This window comes from Nonomuraea sp. bgisy101, assembly GCF_057708945.1.
In genome coordinates, this window is the sequence record NZ_JBYITD010000008.1 from 24,834 (window position 1) to 41,694 (window position 16,861).

Genomic DNA, 16,861 nt, shown 5'->3' on the forward strand with positions numbered 1-16,861 from the left:
CGCGCGTAAAGCCCAGAGGAAACTGCGCGAAATTCGACCGATCTCAGATGTCCGTCAGACCGGATCAAGCCCACTAACCGGCCAGGACCGATTGGACGGACTTGGTCACCGCGTCGGCGGCGTCGTGTGCGGCCAGGCGTCCGGCGCGCATCTCGGCCGCCGCGCCGTGCAGGATGTAGTGGACGACGTTGACCAGCCAGACGATCGGCAAGTCGACGCGGAAGACGCCCTGCTCCTGGCCTCGGCGGATGAGTTCGGTCATGCGCCGGGCGGGCTCCTCGTGCAGCTCGCGCACACGTCCTGCAGGAAGGACACCCTCGGCGGCGGCCAGGAGGGCCGCGGACTCGGCCACGACCGTCCAACTCGACGCCAGCAGGCGGGTCATGGCCTCGCGGGCGTCTCCCGTCAGATCGACGGACGACAAGGTTTCCTCGCCGGTCCTCAGCGCGTCCATGAGCGCGGCTTCGACCAGGTCGGCCCGGGTGCGGAAGTGCCCGTACAGCGTCATCCGCCCCACGCCCGCCGCCAGGGCGATGTCGTCCGTGGTCGCGTTCGGGTCCGAACCCAGCAGCGCCCGCGCCGCGGACACGATGCGCACGATGCTGCGCTCGGCATCGGCGCGACGTCTGGGGCGGGCCGCTGGTGCATCCATGCCACCACTCTAACTCGTATGCGCGTATACGAGTTAGAGTAGGGTCAAAACTCGTATGTGAGAGTACGAGTTATTCGCATGGAGGGATCAGATGACCCGACCAGCAGTACGGCCGACATCGCCGCACGAGCCGCACCCCGCGCGGTGGCGCATCCTCGGCTTTCTCGGGGTGGCGCAGCTCATGTTGATCCTCGACGTCACCGTCGTCGCCATCGCGCTGCCCCACATCGAGACCGACCTCGCACTCGGCCGCGAAGCGCTGACCTGGACGGTCAGCGCCTACACGCTCACCTTCGGCGGGCTGATGCTGCTCGGCGGACGGATCACGGACCTGATGGGAGCCAAGCGGGTCATGCTCGCCGGGCTGCTCCTGTTCACCGCGGCGTCACTGGTCACCGGGCTGGCCGGGTCCGCGGGCATGCTGGTGGGCGGTCGTGTCGCGCAGGGGGTCGGGGCGGCGTTGCTGTCTCCCGCGGCACTGTCGCTGGTGGTGGCCCTGTTCGATGGGGAGGAGCGGAACAGGGCCCTGGGCGTCTGGTCCGCGCTCGGCGGTGGCGGCGCCGCCCTCGGCGTCCTTCTCGGCGGCCTGATCACCGCCGGTCCCGGGTGGTCGTGGGTCTTCCATGTCAACGTGCCCATCGGGCTGGTGATCGCCGCGGTGCTCGCCGTACTGCTGCCGGCGCGGCAGGCGTCGTCCGCCGGCCGGCCCCGCCTCGATGTCCTCGGCGCGATTCTGGTGACGTCCTCTTCCGCGTCGTTGATCTACGCGCTCATCGCCGCCGGTGAGCGGGGGTGGCTCACCGCGCTCACGGGGTGGCTCGTCATTGCGGCAGCCGTGGGCTACGTGGTGTTCGTGCTGTGGCAGAGGCGGGCTCGCTCACCCCTGATGGACGTCCGGTTGCTGGTTCGGCGGTCCGTGGCGACGGGCGCGTTCCTCATCCTGATGGCGACGGCGCTGATGATCGCGGTGTTCTTCCTCGGCACCTTCTATTTCCAGCAGGCTAGGGGATACGGCCCGTTGCAGACAGGGCTGCTGTTCCTGCCGGTGGCGCTGGCGACGATGCTCGGGGCCAATCTGACGGGCCGCGTGATCGGCCGGTGGGGTGGACGCGGGCCGGCCGTCGCGGGTCTGGCGGTCGCCGCGATCGGCATGGCCGTCCCGGCGGTGTCGATGCACCCGGTCAGCGTCGTGGTCGGTGTGGCCGTCGCGGCGGCGGGCACCGGCGCCATGTTCGTCATCGCCTCGGCGACCGCACTCGGCCAGGTGGCGCCCCACGAGGCGGGGATCGCCTCCGGGATCGTGAGCACCTTCCACGAGTTCGGCGCCTCCCTCGGCGCCGCGGTCGTCTCGAGCGTCGCGGCCGCGAGCCTGGTCGGGAACACCTTGAGCGGCTTCGCCGGAGGGTTCACCGTGGCCGCGGTCGCGGCAGCGGTCGGCGCTGTCGTCGCCGCCCTGCTGACACCGGGCCGCTCAAGGCGAGGGGAGGAAGCCCGTTAGCGGGTTGGTGTAGACCATCCGCGTGGGAGATGAGCGTCCACGGCGTCACGAGGGAACGGCCGGTCACCCCGCGCCGGAGTGGTCGGCGGGGGTGGGCGACCGCCCGGTTTCGACGCCGTCAGCCGCAAGGGACGCAGTACCGCGGAGCGGTGCGTCACGAGCTGAAGGGTCATCGTGCGGTCGCCCTGCGCGAGCGTATTGATCAGGATCTGGCTCCGCCGTCCGGTTCAACGGTCCAGAGGAGACGCCCTCTAGACGGCGTTGGCGAGTTGGCCGCGGATGGCGCCGTCCGGGAATTCCGCGTTGTGGACGTTGGCGTAGAACTGGCTCGGGTTGTGGACGATGGCCTGCAGCTCGTCTCGGGTCAGTGTGGTGTCGGCGTTTTCGGGCGTCTGCTCCCTCACGGCGCGGATGCAGTCGTTCGCGAAGCCTTCGCTGGGTGCCTTCAGGGTCACCACGATCGGGCCTGCGACTCCTGCCGGGCCCTGGTGGATGTGGGCCGCGGTGGCGGGGTCGATGTTGTGGGCGGTGATGATGTAGCAGAGCGACTTTCCGCTCACCCTCCAGGCGAAGATTCCCACCCCGTCCGGGTCGCCGGGGCCGGGAACCTCTTGGGCGCCGGTCATCTCGGTGAACTGGTAGGGCGAGGGGTCATGGCTTGGGGTCGCGTTGGCGACGCTGGGGAAGACGGCGATCGCCGCGGCGAGTGCCGGGAGGATCATTGACTTGATCACGGTAAGTCTCCTTGATGACTATTAGTAGTGATCCGTTACCGTGCGTAGTCTTTCCGGGGTCTGCTGGAGCGAAACCGCGCTGTCATCACCGGGATCGTCAAGGAGTCGGCACGACCGACCGGCGCCGGCCGGGCTGCCGTCCAAGCGGACGACCGGGCGCGCTCAGCGGATCGGAACGCATGAGCGCCACGTCGGCGGGTGACCGCGCCGATGATGACGCCGCGGTGGGGCGTCGTTCACCCCGTCTGCTCGCGAGGCCTGGAAGCCGGGATGCCCTGAAGGGTCACCGCACCAGGGTCGAGACGAAGCGTGGGTGATCGTTCGCCTGGGCTTTGGGGTGGCTTCACCTGGCGGCCGGAAGGGACGCGAAGGATCTAGCTCGCAATTACCGATAATAGGAGCATTGCGTGCGATTCCCCCTTCGTGGCGCGGTCGTCGCCGCGGCCATCGCCGTTCTCGGCGGCACCCAGGCGGTCGCCCAGGCCACGGTCGAGCCGACCCCCACGCCGACCACCGCACAGCCGGATGGCGCGCAGCGCGCAGACCGTCACGCCGTTGACGTGCAGCTGCTGTCCATCACCGACTTCCACGGCTACATCCGCCCCCACACCGACGCCGCCAACGGCACTATCAAGGACGCCCAGGGCAACAGCATCGTGGTGGGCGGCGCGCCGTACATCTCGACCCATCTCGAGAACCTGCGTCAGGGCAAGCGCAACACGGTCACCTTCACCACGGGAGACAGCTTCAGCGGCTGGCCGCCGGAGGTGGCCAGGCTGGCCGACGAGCCGACGATCGAGTTCCTGAACAAGATCGGCGTCGAGTTCTCCGCGGTGGGCAACCACGAGCTGGACATCTCACTGGAGTTCCTGCGCGACCACATGGGCAAGGGCCGGTGTTTCGGCGCGCGCGGCGTGGACAGCTGCTTCCCCGACTCCGACGGACGCCGTTTCAGGGGCGCGACGTTCGACTTCTCGGCGGCCAACGTCACCCGCAAGGGCAGCACCCGGCCGGTGCTCAAGCCGTATGTGATCAAGTACTTCGAGGGCGTGCCGGTCGGGTTCATCAACCTGACGACCACGACGACGGTGGAGGGCTCGACGTCGTTCCAGCCGTCGCTGGACAACCTGCCGCTGGTGGAGACGGCCGACAAGTACGTGGCCGAGCTCAAGCGCCGCGGCGTCGAGGCGATCGTGGCGAACGTCCACGAGGGCGGTACGGCAGGCGACGTCTACGACCGGTGCAACGCCAACCCCACCGGCCCGGTGATCGATTTCGCCCGGCAGGCCTCGGCCGAGATCGACGCGATCGTGACAGGGCACTGGCACGCGCCGTTCAACTGCTCGATCCCCGACCCGGAGGGCAACCCGCGCCCGGTCGTCGAGGCCGCCTTCCACGGCAAGCTGATCAACGAGCTCAACCTGAAGATCGACCGCCGTACCCGGGAGGTGATCAGGGAGGCGACGGTCTCCACGAACCACCCGGTCACCAGGGACGTGACCCCGGACCCCGCGATGGCCAAGCTGGTGGACCACTGGGTGGCGGCGGAGAAGCTCATCTCGGCCCGCCAGGTCGGCACCATCACCGGCGACCTGACCAGGACGCGTGACGCGGACGGCGAGAGCACGCTCGGCAACCTGATCGCCGACGTCGAGCGCGCGGACAGCGCCGACGCCGACCTGGCCATGGTGGCGGTGGCCCCGGTGAAGGGCTCCAACTCCCTGCGCGGCGACCTGCGCTTCGCAAAGGGCGCCGACCCTGCCAACAGCGACGGCGCGGTGCTGTTCGGCGAGGCGTGGAACGCCTGGGGCTACGCCAATCCAGTGGTCACGGTGAGCGTGAAGGGCAGCCAGATCGAGCAGGCGCTGGAGCAGCAGTGGCAGACGCAGCCGAACGGGACCGTGCGGTTCGCCCCGCTGGCCGTATCGGGAAACGTCCGCTTCTCCTATGACGCCGGCAAGTCGGTCGGCGACCGGATCGCGCCCGAGAACGTGCTCATAGACGGCAAGCCCCTCGACCCCGGCGCCACCTACCGCCTGGCAGCCCTCGCCTACACGCTGCTCGGCGCCGACGGCTACACCGCCTTCGCCGGATACACCGACGCGGTTCGCGGCAGCCGGGACTACGAGGCCTTCCGCGCCTACCTCGCCAAGGGCCCCCATTCCCCGCCCGCTCTGGACCGCGCCGTCGCCCTGACCGCCCCCTAGCCCGAAAGGCACGCCTGTACGGTCCGCCGTACCGCGGCCCCGCCGCTTCGTCGAGCCTCATCGCACCGGTCATCCGGTCGATGAGCCGGGCCTCGGGCGGTGGCGGTCGGCGTGCACTCGGTCACCCTGGTGGGCCGATGGGCTCCAGATCGGCGGTGACCGTGGACGTGATCTTCTCCAGCACGGAGGTGAAGAGGTGCCGCTTGTCCGGGCGGGCCTTGCCTGCGGCGTGCCTGAGGGCAGGGATCGTCGGCGCGCCGAGGAGGACGAGCCCGTCGGAGGCGGCCCTTCGGACGGCGGGGTGGGAGTGCGTGAGCAAGTCGACCAGTGCGGGGATGGCCGGCTTCCACGCCCCGTGGCACAAGGTCTTGACCGCCGAGCGCACGATGTCGGGTTGCCGGTCGTCCAGCAGTAGCGACGTCTGCTCCAGATAATCCCGGTGGTTCATCACCTTGCGGGAGATCCGGTGGGCGTGCAGCCGTACTCTCGCCTCGGGATGGCTGAGCGACTCGGCGAGCAGTTCCTTGAGTTCGGGATCGCGATCCGCCTGCCGGTCCGCGTCGGGTCGGCGCAGGCGGGCCGGGTCGTCGTCGTAACGCTCGGCGAGCAGGGTCAGCGCCCGGCGGATCTGCTCGGGGCCGCCGGTACGGGCCAGGTGGAGCAGTTCCGCCCGGGGCGGCCGTTGTTCCCGGGCGGCCGCACGCGGGACACGGGTTCGGCGGCGGAGTGCCGAGAGAGCGGCGGAGTCCTGCTGGGCCGCATGGGGATGGCGTAGCGGCCCTTCCACCAGCACGATCTTGTCCGCGAGGTCGTCGCGTCCTTCTTCGCGTAGCCGCCGGCACGCCCGCACCAGCGTGGGGGTAGGCAGCAACGCGACGCCGGAGACGAGATCGAGCAGGCCCCAGGCTCCGGCTTCGAGGCGGTCGGACAGGACCTCGGCCAGGACGTCGGGGGCCGCCTTGCGCAACGCCTGCTTGGCTGACACGTGAAGGGATGGCCCGCCGTGTTCCCACCATGTCAGCATCAGGGGGATGAGCCGTTCGACGTCCGGCGGGTCCAGATGGGCGGCGACGCGGGCGATCCGTTCGCGGGCCGCGTCGTCGCCGGAGTCATGCCCGCCGGCCTCGCGCAGTTCGGTCACGCTCATGAGGGTCAGGGCATGCGCGAGATCCGCGGTGACGGTGAGGCCAACCCGGCCGTCGAGGAAGGCACGCACCACCGCGAGCTGGAACCGGGGTTCGGGCCAGCTCCGCAAGGCCCGGGCCGCGGCTTCGCGGTGATCCCGCTTCGGATCGTCCAGCATTTCCAGCAGGCGGTCACACAGGACCGCTGAGCGGGGCTGGTCCCGATCAGCGGGACGAGGTGCGCGGGCGGTCGACGCGGACCGGCGGGCGTCCTCCGCGATGGTCCACGTTGGCGCGTCGAATGGCTGCAGCTCGATCATCCAGTCCAGAAGGACGTCGCGCGCCTCCGCGCCGGCCGCGGGGAAGACGCCGATCAGTGCGTTGAGCCGGTCGCGTGAATCCGCCGGCCGTCCGTCGCGGCCGGTACGGGCGCCGTGTCCGTGGGAGGCCTCGTCAGAGTCGTGGGAGTCGAGACCGCCCACGGGCCGATCGGCGGCGCGGAAACGCCGGAGGGCGTCGGGTGTGCGGGCGGCCGCGGTGAGGGCCTCCCGCCATCGGCGTACGGCGGGGCACTCGTGCGCCTCACCGTCGCCGCTCGACACGGCGGCGGTGGCCGGTCGCGGCAGCCCGAAGGCCTCCCGCAACACCTCCTCCTCGGCCGGCCACGGGTTCGCGCCCGCGCGGGCGGCGGCCAGCGCCCGCCCGAGGTCGGTGCGGGTCAGCACCGCGCCGCATCGGCTCAGCAGCACCAGCAAGGACCGGCTCCCCGCGGCCTCTGGCGGCAGCGCGCGAATCCGCGCGGCGACGTCGAACGACTCGGTGGGGGACAGCCGTACGACCGTCTCTTCGAGCAGCGCGAGGAGCCGGTCGCGGTGAGCGTCGCCGATGTCGGCCAGCCCGGCGACCAGCGTCCTTACCGACCGGGCGAAGGTCCCCGTCTCGCCGGCTGTCCACGGCGGGGGGCACAGCTGCAGCGTGAACCGCAGGACCCGGCCGCGATGTTCCGGCCCTTCGGCGGCCAGCTCCAGCCAACGTGCCAGCATCGGCCGGAGTCGGCTCAGCCGTTGGGCGGTCGGCTCGCCTGGGTCCCGGTCGTACCTTTCCGCGAGGCGCCGGGCGATCTCGGTGTTCCAGCCGCGGCTCGCCAGGGCGTCGAGATCGGCGTCCGGCCGGGCGTCCGGTGTGGCGGGCGGCGGGGTGATGCCGTGGGCCGCCATCCGGTCCGCCAGTTCCGCGGCCGTACCCGAACCAAGGGCGAGCCGGCCTGCGGCGACGAGCGCGAGCAAGGTGACCCCTGCCTGTGACCCCTGGTCGGCGAGCGCGCCGACGGCACGGGCGGACAGTGAGCCATCGAGTCCGGCCAGCAGCAGGTCACGGGTACGGTCATCGCCGGCGCGGTCGGCCGCGGCAATGACGGTGGCGGCGTAGGCGTCGCCGAGGATCGTCCGCGACGCCTCGACGAGCGCGGCACGCAGGCCCGGGTTGTCGTGCCGGCCGAGCCAGTACAGCAGCTTCGGCACAGCCACCGGGGTTCCGGCGTGGATCAGCGCGGTCGCGGCGGTCTTCTTGACGTTCATGTTGGGATGGTCGAGACAGGCCGCGACCGCCGCGGCGGCCCAGCCCGCGCGCGCGTGCCCGAGCGCGAGCAGCGCCTGCCGTACGGTCTGCACGTCGGGGGCGGTGGTGAGCGGAATCAGGCTTGCCGACAGCGCCTGTGCGTCCTCGCCGTCGGCGTCGCGGGCGAGTAGCGCGATGACGTGCTTGCGGACGTGGCGGTCACGGTGGCGTAGCAGCGGATGCACTCGTGACCGGATTGCGCGGTGGGAAGTCTGGAGGAGCAGGCTGAGCAGGATCGTTCGCTCAGCCGCCGTGAGCGCGGGGCGGTCCAGCAGATCGAGCGCGATGCTCGCCACGAGCGCGTCGCCGGCCTCCCGCGCGTCCGCCGCGTCCACAAGACAGCGCGGCCGGATCTTCCCTCTTTCGTGGAGGCGGCCACCGAGGTCACGGATGGCCGCGACGACTTCCGGCGGCACCGCAGGTTCGCCGCTGCCGCCGGACGCGCCCGGCGCCCAGGAGGCCGCGAGGTCGGACACGACCCGCAGCAGAAGGTCGGCGATGGCGGACACGGTCGTGGAGCTGCCGTTGCGTGCCAGCGTGCACAGGGCGGCCACGGGCTTGTCCGGGTCCAGACCCGCGCGGAGCAACGCCAGTTCCCGTTCGTCCGGCCCGCCGAGATCGGCGGCGATCCGACGAGGCAGATCCTGCGGGTCGAGCCGAACCAGGATCGCCCGTCGCCCGTCGGGGTCCTCGGTGAGATGCCACAGCACTTCCAGGGCCTGGCGGCGAACCGGTCGCAGGTAGGACACCACAGTGCCGACAGCGTCTCCGCCCTCTGACCCGTCAACGCCCAGCCCGTCTCGCAGCGCCGTGACCGTCCGGGCTCCGCCCACGGCTTCAAGCGCCTCCAGCGCCGCCGCCGGTGACCGCGGTAGCGCGGCGATGACGGCCTCCTCGGCGGCCGTATGGCGCAGCGCGCGGATCGCTCGCAGGAACGGTCGTGGATCGGACGCGACACGCAGCAGATCAGCGACCTTCTCACCCACCGGCAGGTCCCCGGTGCCCTGAGCGGCCAAGGCGACCAGGAGTTCCAGTCGCCGCGGCCAGTGCGGATCGTCCGCGGCCGCCGTCGCCAGCTCCTTGAGCGTCTCTCGTCGGCACGTGAACAAGACGGTGGCGACCTCGCCCGCAGGCACCGAGTGGTCGGCGATCGCCAAGCGCACGATCGCCGGCGCGTCGTCGCCTGCTGGGAAGTGTCCACGCCGGTGGAGGCCGCGCAGGCACCGGATGGCCGGCCCGGCGAGCAAGAGCGGGTCGATCGCGGCGATGCCCGCGAGGTCGCGGATGTCGTCGCGGCGCGCAAGGTCCCCGAGCAGTTCCAGCGCGCGCCGTCGGAGCACCGGAGGCCGGTTCCGGTCGGCGGCCACGTCGCGCAGCACGTCCTGGTGCCCGTGGTGTGCTGCGGCTTCGATCGCCGCGTCGGCCACCGCGGAGACGGCAGGGCCGGGTTCGGCCTTGAGGAGTCGGCAAAGGTGCTCCCGCGGCAACGGATCCGACGCGGCCCAGGGCTCCGACAGCTCACGCAGCGCGGCCGCGGCGAGGTCGGCCGCGGCAGCGTCCGTGCGGGGCTCGCCGGCGATCGATCCGACGAGTTCCGCCACGAGCCTCCGAGCTCGTGCCGGTGCCAGCAGGCCGGCGTGTACGGCCTCGCGAGTGACCCGCAGAGCCTCCGCCCGCAACACAGGATCGAGCCGGCCCGACAACTCCCGGGCCAGACTCTCCGGTTCGTCCACATCAACAGCGCCGATCCCACGCACGGCCTGGTAGAGCAGTTCTCCCTCGGGTTCGTTCCGCAGGGTCTCAGGCCGGTCGGTGATCTCGGCGCTCAGCCAGGCGATCTGGACCCGGGCCGGCAGATCCGCCCCGCGCCACTGCGGCCAGGGCCGGGGACGGACGTAGGCCCGCAGCCTGCGATAAAGGTGTGCCAGAGCCAGCGCCGCCTCCGGCGGACCATCCAGCGAGTCAGGCAACGACGCCGCGAATCCTGCCTGCTCGCAACGGTCTTCATCTCGTCCCGCAGCAAGGCGTTCGGCAAGGCCTACCAGGCCCGATCCTCGCAGTCGTGGATCCTCATGCCTGATGAGAAGCCGCAGGACGGCCGGCGGACACCTCAACGGATCAAGACTGGCAGAAAGCAGGTCCGCATCGGCGAGGCGTATGGCGGCAAGGACCGTATCGTCGACCGACGTCATGCGCTATCAACTCCAGCCGGACCAGCAAATAGCGCTCAGCGTAGCGAAACGCCCTCCACACCTGACGAGCCGAAAGGGCCCGAGAAGCTTCCCCGCTCACCCGGACACTCGAGCTGAACTGCACGAATGCCTCGGGTTGAAGACGGTTCGGCATGACCGCCACGAAGGCCAAGGCGACCGGGAGGGTCGTTCGCAAACCGATCGGGGACTCCGCCAGGTGCACGGGCTGGGACCTGGAGGAGAACCCGTATGGCGAGTGCCGGGTGGGGACGTCCATCTCCAAGAAGCACGGCGTGGCCATGATCGTCTGCACGCGCACGATAGCGGGCGTTCGGACAGCGTCACTGCTGGTTCCTCTCGCGCTCCACCCGGGCCGTGGCGACCTCGTCGTGAGCCGAACGGAGGGCCGTCGTGTGTCGCGTTGCGCGGGCCCGTCGCGCCCGGTCCAGGAGGATGAGGGGTACGGCAGCCGCGGCGAGGATGGCCCCGATCAAGCACACCGATGTGAGAGCGGCCCCTTGTGTGAGGGAGACGGCTGCCAGGACGGGGGTGATGCTGATGCCCAGCTGGAAGGCCGACACGGTGGTGGCGCCGGCGAGGGTCGGCGCGTCGGCCGCGATGGCGAAGACGCGTCCGTAGAGGGCGGGGTTCAGCACGAAAGCGGCGATACCGATCACGAAGACCGTGGGCACCACCGCCCAGACCTGCTGGATCGCGACAGCCATCACGAGCGACAGGATCACGATCGCCGACGCGCCGGACAGGAGTGCGAGGTGAGGGCGCTGATCGGAGACACGGCCGCCGATGGACAGGCCGACGAAGGCTCCGACTCCGAAGAGCGCGAGGATCGCCGGGATCCAGACCTCGGGGATGGCGGTGATGCCGGCGAGCATGGCCGCCAGGTAGTTGAACGTGATCATGTACGCCGCGGTGGTCAGGATCGTGATCGCGTAGATGCCCCACAGCATCGGTTTGCGCATCGTGGCGAGCTCCCGCGAAACACTCGGCCCGGTGGGCCTGCCGACGTCTGAGCCGGCGGCGGGGAGTCCGAGGAGGCAACCGATGATCCCCACGACCGTCAGGGCCACGACGGCCCAGAAGCCGCCGCGCCACTCGATGAAGTGGCTGAGCAGCGTGCCCGCGGGACCGCCGACGACCATTGCCACGCTGAGCCCGCTGACCACCACTCCGGAGGCGCGGGCGTTGCGGTCCGGCGTCACCAGGCTGATCGCGGTCACCGACGCGACAGCGAAGAAGCCCGCGTAGGCGATGCCCGAAACCACTCTCGTCAGCAGCAGCACCTGGTAGTCGCCCAGCAGCCCGACGGCGATGCTGGCCGCGAAGACGGCCTGGGTCGCCACCAGCGCGGTACGGCGAGGCCAGCGCAGACTGAGCACGGCGAACGGCGGGCCGCCGATCACGACACCCAACGCGAACGCGGTGATCAGGAACCCGGCTGAGGAGAGCGTGACGTCCAGATCGGCGGCCACCGCCGGCAGTACGCCGGCCAGCAGGAACTCTGCGCTTCCCATGGCGAACAGGCTGAAACCGAGCAGGTACACGCCGGCTGGCAACCTCCGGGCGGGAGTGGCCCTGGACGTCTCCGCGGTGATCCCGGCCATCAGAGCGCACCCCCGACGCCGCGCCCGTCAGCCGGGACGGCAGCGGACAGCTCCCGTTCGAGCAGCCAGCCGGTCATGTTGATGGCGGCGGTGGAGCCCGCGCCCGCGGCGGCGACGACCTGCGCCCGGGGGTTGACCACGTTCCCGGCCGCCCAGACACCTGGGACGTTCGTGGCACCGTGGGAATCGACGGCGACGAGTCCGCTCACCGGGTCCCTGCCGGCGCCGAGCGTGGTCAGGATCGCGTCGTGGGGCACTGGGCGAGGTGCCACGAAGACGGCCTCACACGCGACCGTCTCGCCGTTGTCGAGCTCGATGGCGACAGGGTCACCGCCCGCGGTGCCGGCACTCGTCGCGACCCGTGTGACGCGCGCGTCGATCAGGCGCACGCCGTACGCCGTGAGGCGCTGCCGCTGGGCGGTGTCGACCTCGGCGCCGTTGACGCAGAACGTCACCGAGGAGCTGTAGCGGCGCATCAGCGCGGCCAGATGTGTCGATACCGCCGCCATCGTGCTGCCGATCACGGCGATGGCACGCCCCCGTACTTCGTAGCCATGGCAGTGGGGGCAGTGGTGCACCTCGGACGCCCAGCGCTCGGACAGCCCCGGGATGGCGGGGAGTTCGTCGGTCAGCCCGGTCGCGACCAGCACCGACCGAGCGCGCAGGGCGCGGTTGTCGTCGAGCCGCAGCTCGAACGTGCCGTCCGAGGCGCGCCGCGCGTCGATCACCGACGCCCGCACGAGTGTCCCGCCGAAACGGGTGAACTCGTCCTGCCCGGTCGCGACGAACTCTCTCGGCGCCATGCCGTCCCTGGTCAGGTACCCGTGCATGTGATCGGCCGGCCCGTTCCTCGGCGCACCGCCGTCGACGACCAGCGTCGCGAACCGTGCTCTCGCGAGCACGACCCCGGCCGACAGGCCGGCGGCCCCACCGCCGATGATGACGGTGTCCCACAGCACCTCTGACACCGATCCGCTCGCTGCATCCGTTGTCGCGTTCATTCGGATCACCTCCACTGAGAGGATCGGGAGAAGCTCCCGGAATCAACAAACTTCGTTGCCGATTCCGGGACACATTGATTGACTGCGTCCCATGGACGAGCAACCGAGCGTCGGCGCCGTGATAGAGCAGATCGCTCCTCGGCTGCGACGCGCCCGCGAGAAGAAGGGCATCAGCCTGGCCGACCTCGCGCGTGCCACTGGCATCTCGACCAGCACGCTGTCCCGGCTGGAATCAGCTCAGCGCAAGCCGAGCCTCGAACTGCTCCTGCCGATCACCGCGGCGCTGGGCATCGCCCTCGACGAGATCGTCGCCGCACCCCGGATACTCGATCCGCGCGTGCCGCAGCGGCCCACCGGAAAGGACGGCCGCGTGCTGATCCCGTTGTCGCGGCATCAGGGAGAACCGCGCGCGTACAAGATGACCATTCCAGCGCACGACGAACAGCCCCACCTGCGGACCCACGCGGGCTACGAATGGCTGTACGTGCTCCGCGGCCGGCTCCGCGTGAAACTGGGTGACCACGACTTCATCATGGGAGCCGGCGAGGCGGCCGAGTTCGACTGCCAGATTCCGCACTGGTTCGGCGCCGCCGGACGCGGCAGCGTCGAAGTACTCAGCCTCTTCGGAAAGCAGGGCGAACGCATCCACCTGCGCACCCGCGGCGCTGACGCGGAAGCACGTGCCCGCCCGTGAAGCCCTGACGGCACGGCGCCGGCCATCGCGTGGTCACCGCACTAGCCGGAGAACCTCTTCGCGAGGTCCCGGGCCCACTGCGCGGCTTTGGCCGCCTCATCGCCGGTGACGGGCGCGCCGGGCATCCGGCTCAGGCGCTCCACCTGGTCGGCGAAGCGCAGGTGCTCCAGATGAGCGTGTTCCCTGCAGGCGAGGCAGGTGACGCTTTCGGGACGAGGCGAGGTCATCGCATAGGGCACCTGGAGCCCGCAACCGGTGGCGACGACACTCGGTGCGTCGGGCGCGAGCCCCAACGACGACACGATCATGTTGCGGTAGGCGGCACCCGCCTGCATCACCTTCTGCTCGACATGGATGTGCGGATCGGTCTCGCTCATCTGCGTCCGCGCCTCCGTCCGAGTCGTCGCAGAATCAGACTAAGCCCGATCCGATCGTCGCCGCACGCCCGCTCAGCGGTGCGCCTGCGTGCGGGAGCGCCACAACAGCCAGACGAAGTACGGCGTGCCGAGCAGGGCGGTGACGATCCCGGCGGGTACCTGAGCCGGGGCGATGACGGTGCGTCCGAGCGTGTCGGCCAGGCTGACCAGGAGGGCGCCGAGGAGCGCGGCCACCGGAAGAGCGCGGGCATGCCGGGCGCCGACCAGGGCGCGGGCGGCGTGCGGGGCGATCAGGCCGACGAAGCCGACCACGCCGACCGCCGAGACCGCGGTGGCGGTCAGCAGGACGGCGCCGGCCAGCGCGGCCAGCCGTACCGGCTCAAGAGGGACGCCGAGGACCCGCGGGCTGTCCTCGTCCAGGGCGAGCAGGTCCAGATCGCGACGCAGCCAGGCGATCAGCGGAGTCGCCAGGAGGAGCGCCAGCGCGACCGGGATGAGCTGGACGGGGACGCGGCCGTAGGTGGAGCCGGACAGCCAGGTCAGGGCCATGGCGGTGTTCCACGGGTCGGCCCTCACGATGATCATCACAGTGAGGGCGGTGCACGCCGCCTGCATCCCGACACCGATCAGCACCAGCCGGTCAGAGCTGAGCCCGCCGCGCCACGACAGCAGGTAGACCGCGGCGGAGGCGGCCAGCGCCCCGGCCATGGCCACGGCCGACATGGACCAGATCCCGGCGAGCGGCACGACGGCGAGCAGCGAGATCGCGCCAACGCCCGCGCCCGCGGTCACGCCCAGCACGCCGGGCTCGGCCAGCGGGTTACGGCACACGGCCTGAACCGCGGTGCCCGCGACGGCCAGCGCTGCGCCGGCGAGCACGGCGGCGAGCACGCGGGGATACCGCTGGTCGAGCACGTAGGTGAGGCCACGTCCCGTCCGGCCGTTCAGCCAGTTGGCCAGGTCGCCGCCCAGGACCCAGGTGTCGCCGCCGAGCATGCCGAGGAAGATCGCGCCGGCGAGCGACAGGGCGCAGGCCGTCACGACGATCAGGAAGGCGGCGCGCGAGCGTGTGGCGCGGATGCGCACGATCGGCGGCTGGCGGGTCGGCCCCGCGTCCCGGTAGCGGCGGGCCAGCCACACCATCACGGCGGCGCCGAGCAGCGTGGTCACCACACCCGGCGGCACGTCCACGCCTGCCTGCCCGCCCAGGACGGCCCGCAGCGCGATGTCCGAGCCGAGCACGATGAGCACGCCCACGAGGCCCGCCAGCGGCAGCATCGTGCGATGGCGGTGCACGCCGGGAAGCGAGGCCGGGAGCAGCCTGACGATCACCGGCGCGCAGAGTCCCACGAATCCGATGGGGCCCGCGATGGTCACCGCGGCGGAGGCCAGCACGACGGACAGCAGCGTGACCCACAGGCGCAGCCGCCTGACGTTGATGCCGAGCACGGTGGCGGTGTCGTCGCCCAGGCCGAGGATGTCGAGCCTGTGTCCGGCCAGGATCGCGGCGGCCAGCGTCAGCAGAATCAGCGGGCCCACCTGGACGACGGCGTTCAGGTCGCTCTGCACGAGCGAGCCGCTGCCCCAGGCGAACAGCCCGGTTGTCTCCTCCTCGAAGAGGATCATCAGCAGGTTGGTGAGCGAGCTGAGCGCCAACGCGGTGGCCGAGCCCGCCAGGATCAGCCTGGTGGTGCCGATCCGGCCGCCGGCGGCCAGCGCCAGCACCAGGGCGGCGGCGGCCAGGCCGCCGAGCAGGGCGAGCAGACCAGACAGGGGGAGCGGCAACGTCAGGCCGAACGCCGCCGCCGCGGCGACCGCGAAGTACGCGCCGGAACTGACCGCCAGCGTGTCGGGCGACGCCATCGGGTTGCGGGAGATCGACTGCAGCAAGGTTCCCGACACGCCCAGGGCGAGGCCGACGGCGACCCCGGCCAGCAGCCGGGGCAGCCGGGAGGCGATCAGGACGCGGGCGGCCTCGTCGTCCCCGCCGTCGAACGGCAGGCGCAGCAGGTCGAGCGCACCGATCGACGACGTGCCCTGCGTCACGTGAACCGCGGCGACCAGGACGACCGCCGCCAGCGTCAGCAGAACGACCCCGACGCTGCCCAGCCACCGCAGGGGCGTGGCCGGCTCCGCCGGGGCCTGGACCTGGATGCTCAAGCGATGAAGGCCTTCACGACGGTCTCGGCGTACTGCTTGCACGACAGCGGCCCTCCGAAGGTCCATATGCCGTCGGGCAGCTTGGTGACCTGGCCCTTCTCGACGAGCGGCAGCTTCTCCCAGATGGCGTTGGAGGCCAGTCCGTCGGCGAAGACGTCCTGGCCGTCGGAGGCGTTGTAGAAGAAGCGCGTGTCGGGGTCCTTCAGCGCGGTCAGGCCCTCGACGTCGGTGGTGCCCAGACCCCACTGCGGGTCGACCTCGCCGGTCCAGGCGTTGGTCAGGCCGAGCCGGGTGGCGAGGTCGGAGACCAGCGAGCCCTTGCCGAACATGCGGATGGAGATCTTGCTGCCGTCCTTCCAGCCGTCGGCCATGACGAACGGCTTGCCGGCGGCGCCCGCGGCGGCGAGCCTGGCCTTGCCGTCGGCCAGCGTGGTGTCGAGGTCGGCCAGGAGTTTGTCCGCCTCGGCGGTCCTGCCCACCGCGGTGGCGATCATCTTGAGGTCGGCGCGCATGCGGCCCAGGTTGTCGCTCGCGTCGCTTCCCTTGGCGACCATGACGGGGACGAACTTCTCCAGCTGCGGCACCAGCGCGGAGTCCCGTTCGGCCTCCATGACGACCAGGTCAGGCTGGAGGGCGGCGATGGAGTCGACGCTCGGCTCCTGGCGGGTGCCGACGTCCTTGACAGAGGGGTCGAGCTTGGCCGCCGTCACCCAGGTGCCGTAACCCTTGACGTCGGCCACGCCGACCGGCATGACGCCGAGGCTGACCACCATCTCGGCCTCTCCCCACTCCAGAGCGACCACCTTGGTGGCGGGACGGTCGAGAGTGACCTGCTTGCCGCGGCCGTCGGTCACGGTGATGGGGGCGGCGGAGGCCGTGCCGCCGGAAGCCGCCGGTTCCGGGGCGGCTGTCTCGGTGGTGCCGCAGGCGCCGAGCACGGCGACGGCGGCGACGGCCACGAGGACGTTGCGCAGGGGGATCAT

The 16,861-nt window shown here is 71.1% G+C and carries 11 protein-coding genes; 3 read left to right on the forward strand and 8 right to left on the reverse strand.

What is annotated here, in order from left to right; all coding sequences use genetic code 11:
• Positions 1-73: 73 nt before the first annotated feature.
• Complete coding sequence (locus tag AC3EO4_RS16655) at positions 74-652, reverse strand: TetR/AcrR family transcriptional regulator (RefSeq protein WP_379576376.1); 579 nt, start codon at positions 650-652, stop codon at positions 74-76.
• A gap of 91 nt (positions 653-743) precedes the next feature.
• Between AC3EO4_RS16655 and AC3EO4_RS16660 the strand changes: the two genes are divergently transcribed.
• On the forward strand, positions 744-2,150 hold the full coding sequence (locus AC3EO4_RS16660) for an MFS transporter (protein ID WP_431896403.1): 1,407 nt from the start codon (positions 744-746) through the stop codon (positions 2,148-2,150).
• A gap of 251 nt (positions 2,151-2,401) precedes the next feature.
• Here the strand turns inward: AC3EO4_RS16660 and AC3EO4_RS16665 are convergent, their stop codons facing one another.
• Positions 2,402-2,884: a CHRD domain-containing protein gene (locus AC3EO4_RS16665; protein WP_431896405.1), complete on the reverse strand. Its 483-nt coding sequence runs from the start codon at positions 2,882-2,884 to the stop codon at positions 2,402-2,404.
• Positions 2,885-3,291: 407 nt separating this feature from the next.
• On the opposite strand from AC3EO4_RS16665, the gene AC3EO4_RS16670 reads away from it, so the two are divergent.
• Entirely contained in the window at positions 3,292-5,091 is a 1,800-nt protein-coding gene (locus tag AC3EO4_RS16670; protein WP_431896407.1) for a bifunctional metallophosphatase/5'-nucleotidase, read from the forward strand.
• Positions 5,092-5,212: 121 nt separating this feature from the next.
• On the opposite strand, the gene AC3EO4_RS16675 is transcribed toward AC3EO4_RS16670, so the two are convergent.
• From AC3EO4_RS16675 to AC3EO4_RS16685, 3 genes are all read right to left on the reverse strand, one after another.
• Entirely contained in the window at positions 5,213-9,802 is a 4,590-nt protein-coding gene (locus AC3EO4_RS16675) for a HEAT repeat domain-containing protein (RefSeq protein ID WP_431896409.1), read from the reverse strand.
• Positions 9,803-10,365: 563 nt separating this feature from the next.
• Positions 10,366-11,646: an MFS transporter gene (locus AC3EO4_RS16680; protein ID WP_379576386.1), complete on the reverse strand. Its 1,281-nt coding sequence runs from the start codon at positions 11,644-11,646 to the stop codon at positions 10,366-10,368.
• Entirely contained in the window at positions 11,646-12,647 is a 1,002-nt protein-coding gene (locus tag AC3EO4_RS16685) for an NAD(P)/FAD-dependent oxidoreductase (protein ID WP_431896411.1), read from the reverse strand. The genes AC3EO4_RS16680 and AC3EO4_RS16685 overlap by 1 nt, the downstream gene beginning before the upstream one ends.
• A 91-nt stretch (positions 12,648-12,738) precedes the next feature.
• Here AC3EO4_RS16685 and AC3EO4_RS16690 point away from each other — a divergent pair, with 91 nt between their 5' ends.
• Positions 12,739-13,341 carry a helix-turn-helix domain-containing protein gene (locus AC3EO4_RS16690; protein WP_379576390.1) on the forward strand — a complete coding sequence of 201 codons (603 nt, stop codon included), beginning with the start codon at positions 12,739-12,741 and terminating at the stop codon, positions 13,339-13,341.
• Positions 13,342-13,382: 41 nt separating this feature from the next.
• Here the strand turns inward: AC3EO4_RS16690 and AC3EO4_RS16695 are convergent, their stop codons facing one another.
• From AC3EO4_RS16695 to AC3EO4_RS16705, 3 genes are all read right to left on the reverse strand, one after another.
• Positions 13,383-13,718: a hypothetical protein gene (locus AC3EO4_RS16695; RefSeq protein WP_431896413.1), complete on the reverse strand. Its 336-nt coding sequence runs from the start codon at positions 13,716-13,718 to the stop codon at positions 13,383-13,385.
• Positions 13,719-13,790: 72 nt separating this feature from the next.
• Positions 13,791-15,878, reverse strand: a complete 2,088-nt coding sequence (locus AC3EO4_RS16700; protein WP_379576394.1) for an iron ABC transporter permease — start codon at positions 15,876-15,878, stop codon at positions 13,791-13,793.
• Positions 15,875-16,861, reverse strand: coding sequence for an ABC transporter substrate-binding protein (locus AC3EO4_RS16705; RefSeq protein WP_379576396.1), 987 nt, complete (start codon positions 16,859-16,861; stop codon positions 15,875-15,877). The genes AC3EO4_RS16700 and AC3EO4_RS16705 overlap by 4 nt, the downstream gene beginning before the upstream one ends.

What these genes read in the sequence shown, in the direction of transcription:
- AC3EO4_RS16655 (WP_379576376.1), bottom strand. Translation starts at nt 652, where the DNA reads ATGGATGCACCAGCGGCCCGCCCCAGACGTCGCGCCGATGCCGAGCGC.
- AC3EO4_RS16660 (WP_431896403.1), top strand. Translation starts at nt 744, where the DNA reads ATGACCCGACCAGCAGTACGGCCGACATCGCCGCACGAGCCGCACCCC.
- AC3EO4_RS16690 (WP_379576390.1), top strand. Translation starts at nt 12,739, where the DNA reads ATGGACGAGCAACCGAGCGTCGGCGCCGTGATAGAGCAGATCGCTCCT.
- AC3EO4_RS16705 (WP_379576396.1), bottom strand. Translation starts at nt 16,861, where the DNA reads ATGATCCCCCTGCGCAACGTCCTCGTGGCCGTCGCCGCCGTCGCCGTG.
- AC3EO4_RS16695 (WP_431896413.1), bottom strand. Translation starts at nt 13,718, where the DNA reads ATGAGCGAGACCGATCCGCACATCCATGTCGAGCAGAAGGTGATGCAG.
- AC3EO4_RS16685 (WP_431896411.1), bottom strand. Translation starts at nt 12,647, where the DNA reads ATGAACGCGACAACGGATGCAGCGAGCGGATCGGTGTCAGAGGTGCTG.
- AC3EO4_RS16680 (WP_379576386.1), bottom strand. Translation starts at nt 11,646, where the DNA reads ATGGCCGGGATCACCGCGGAGACGTCCAGGGCCACTCCCGCCCGGAGG.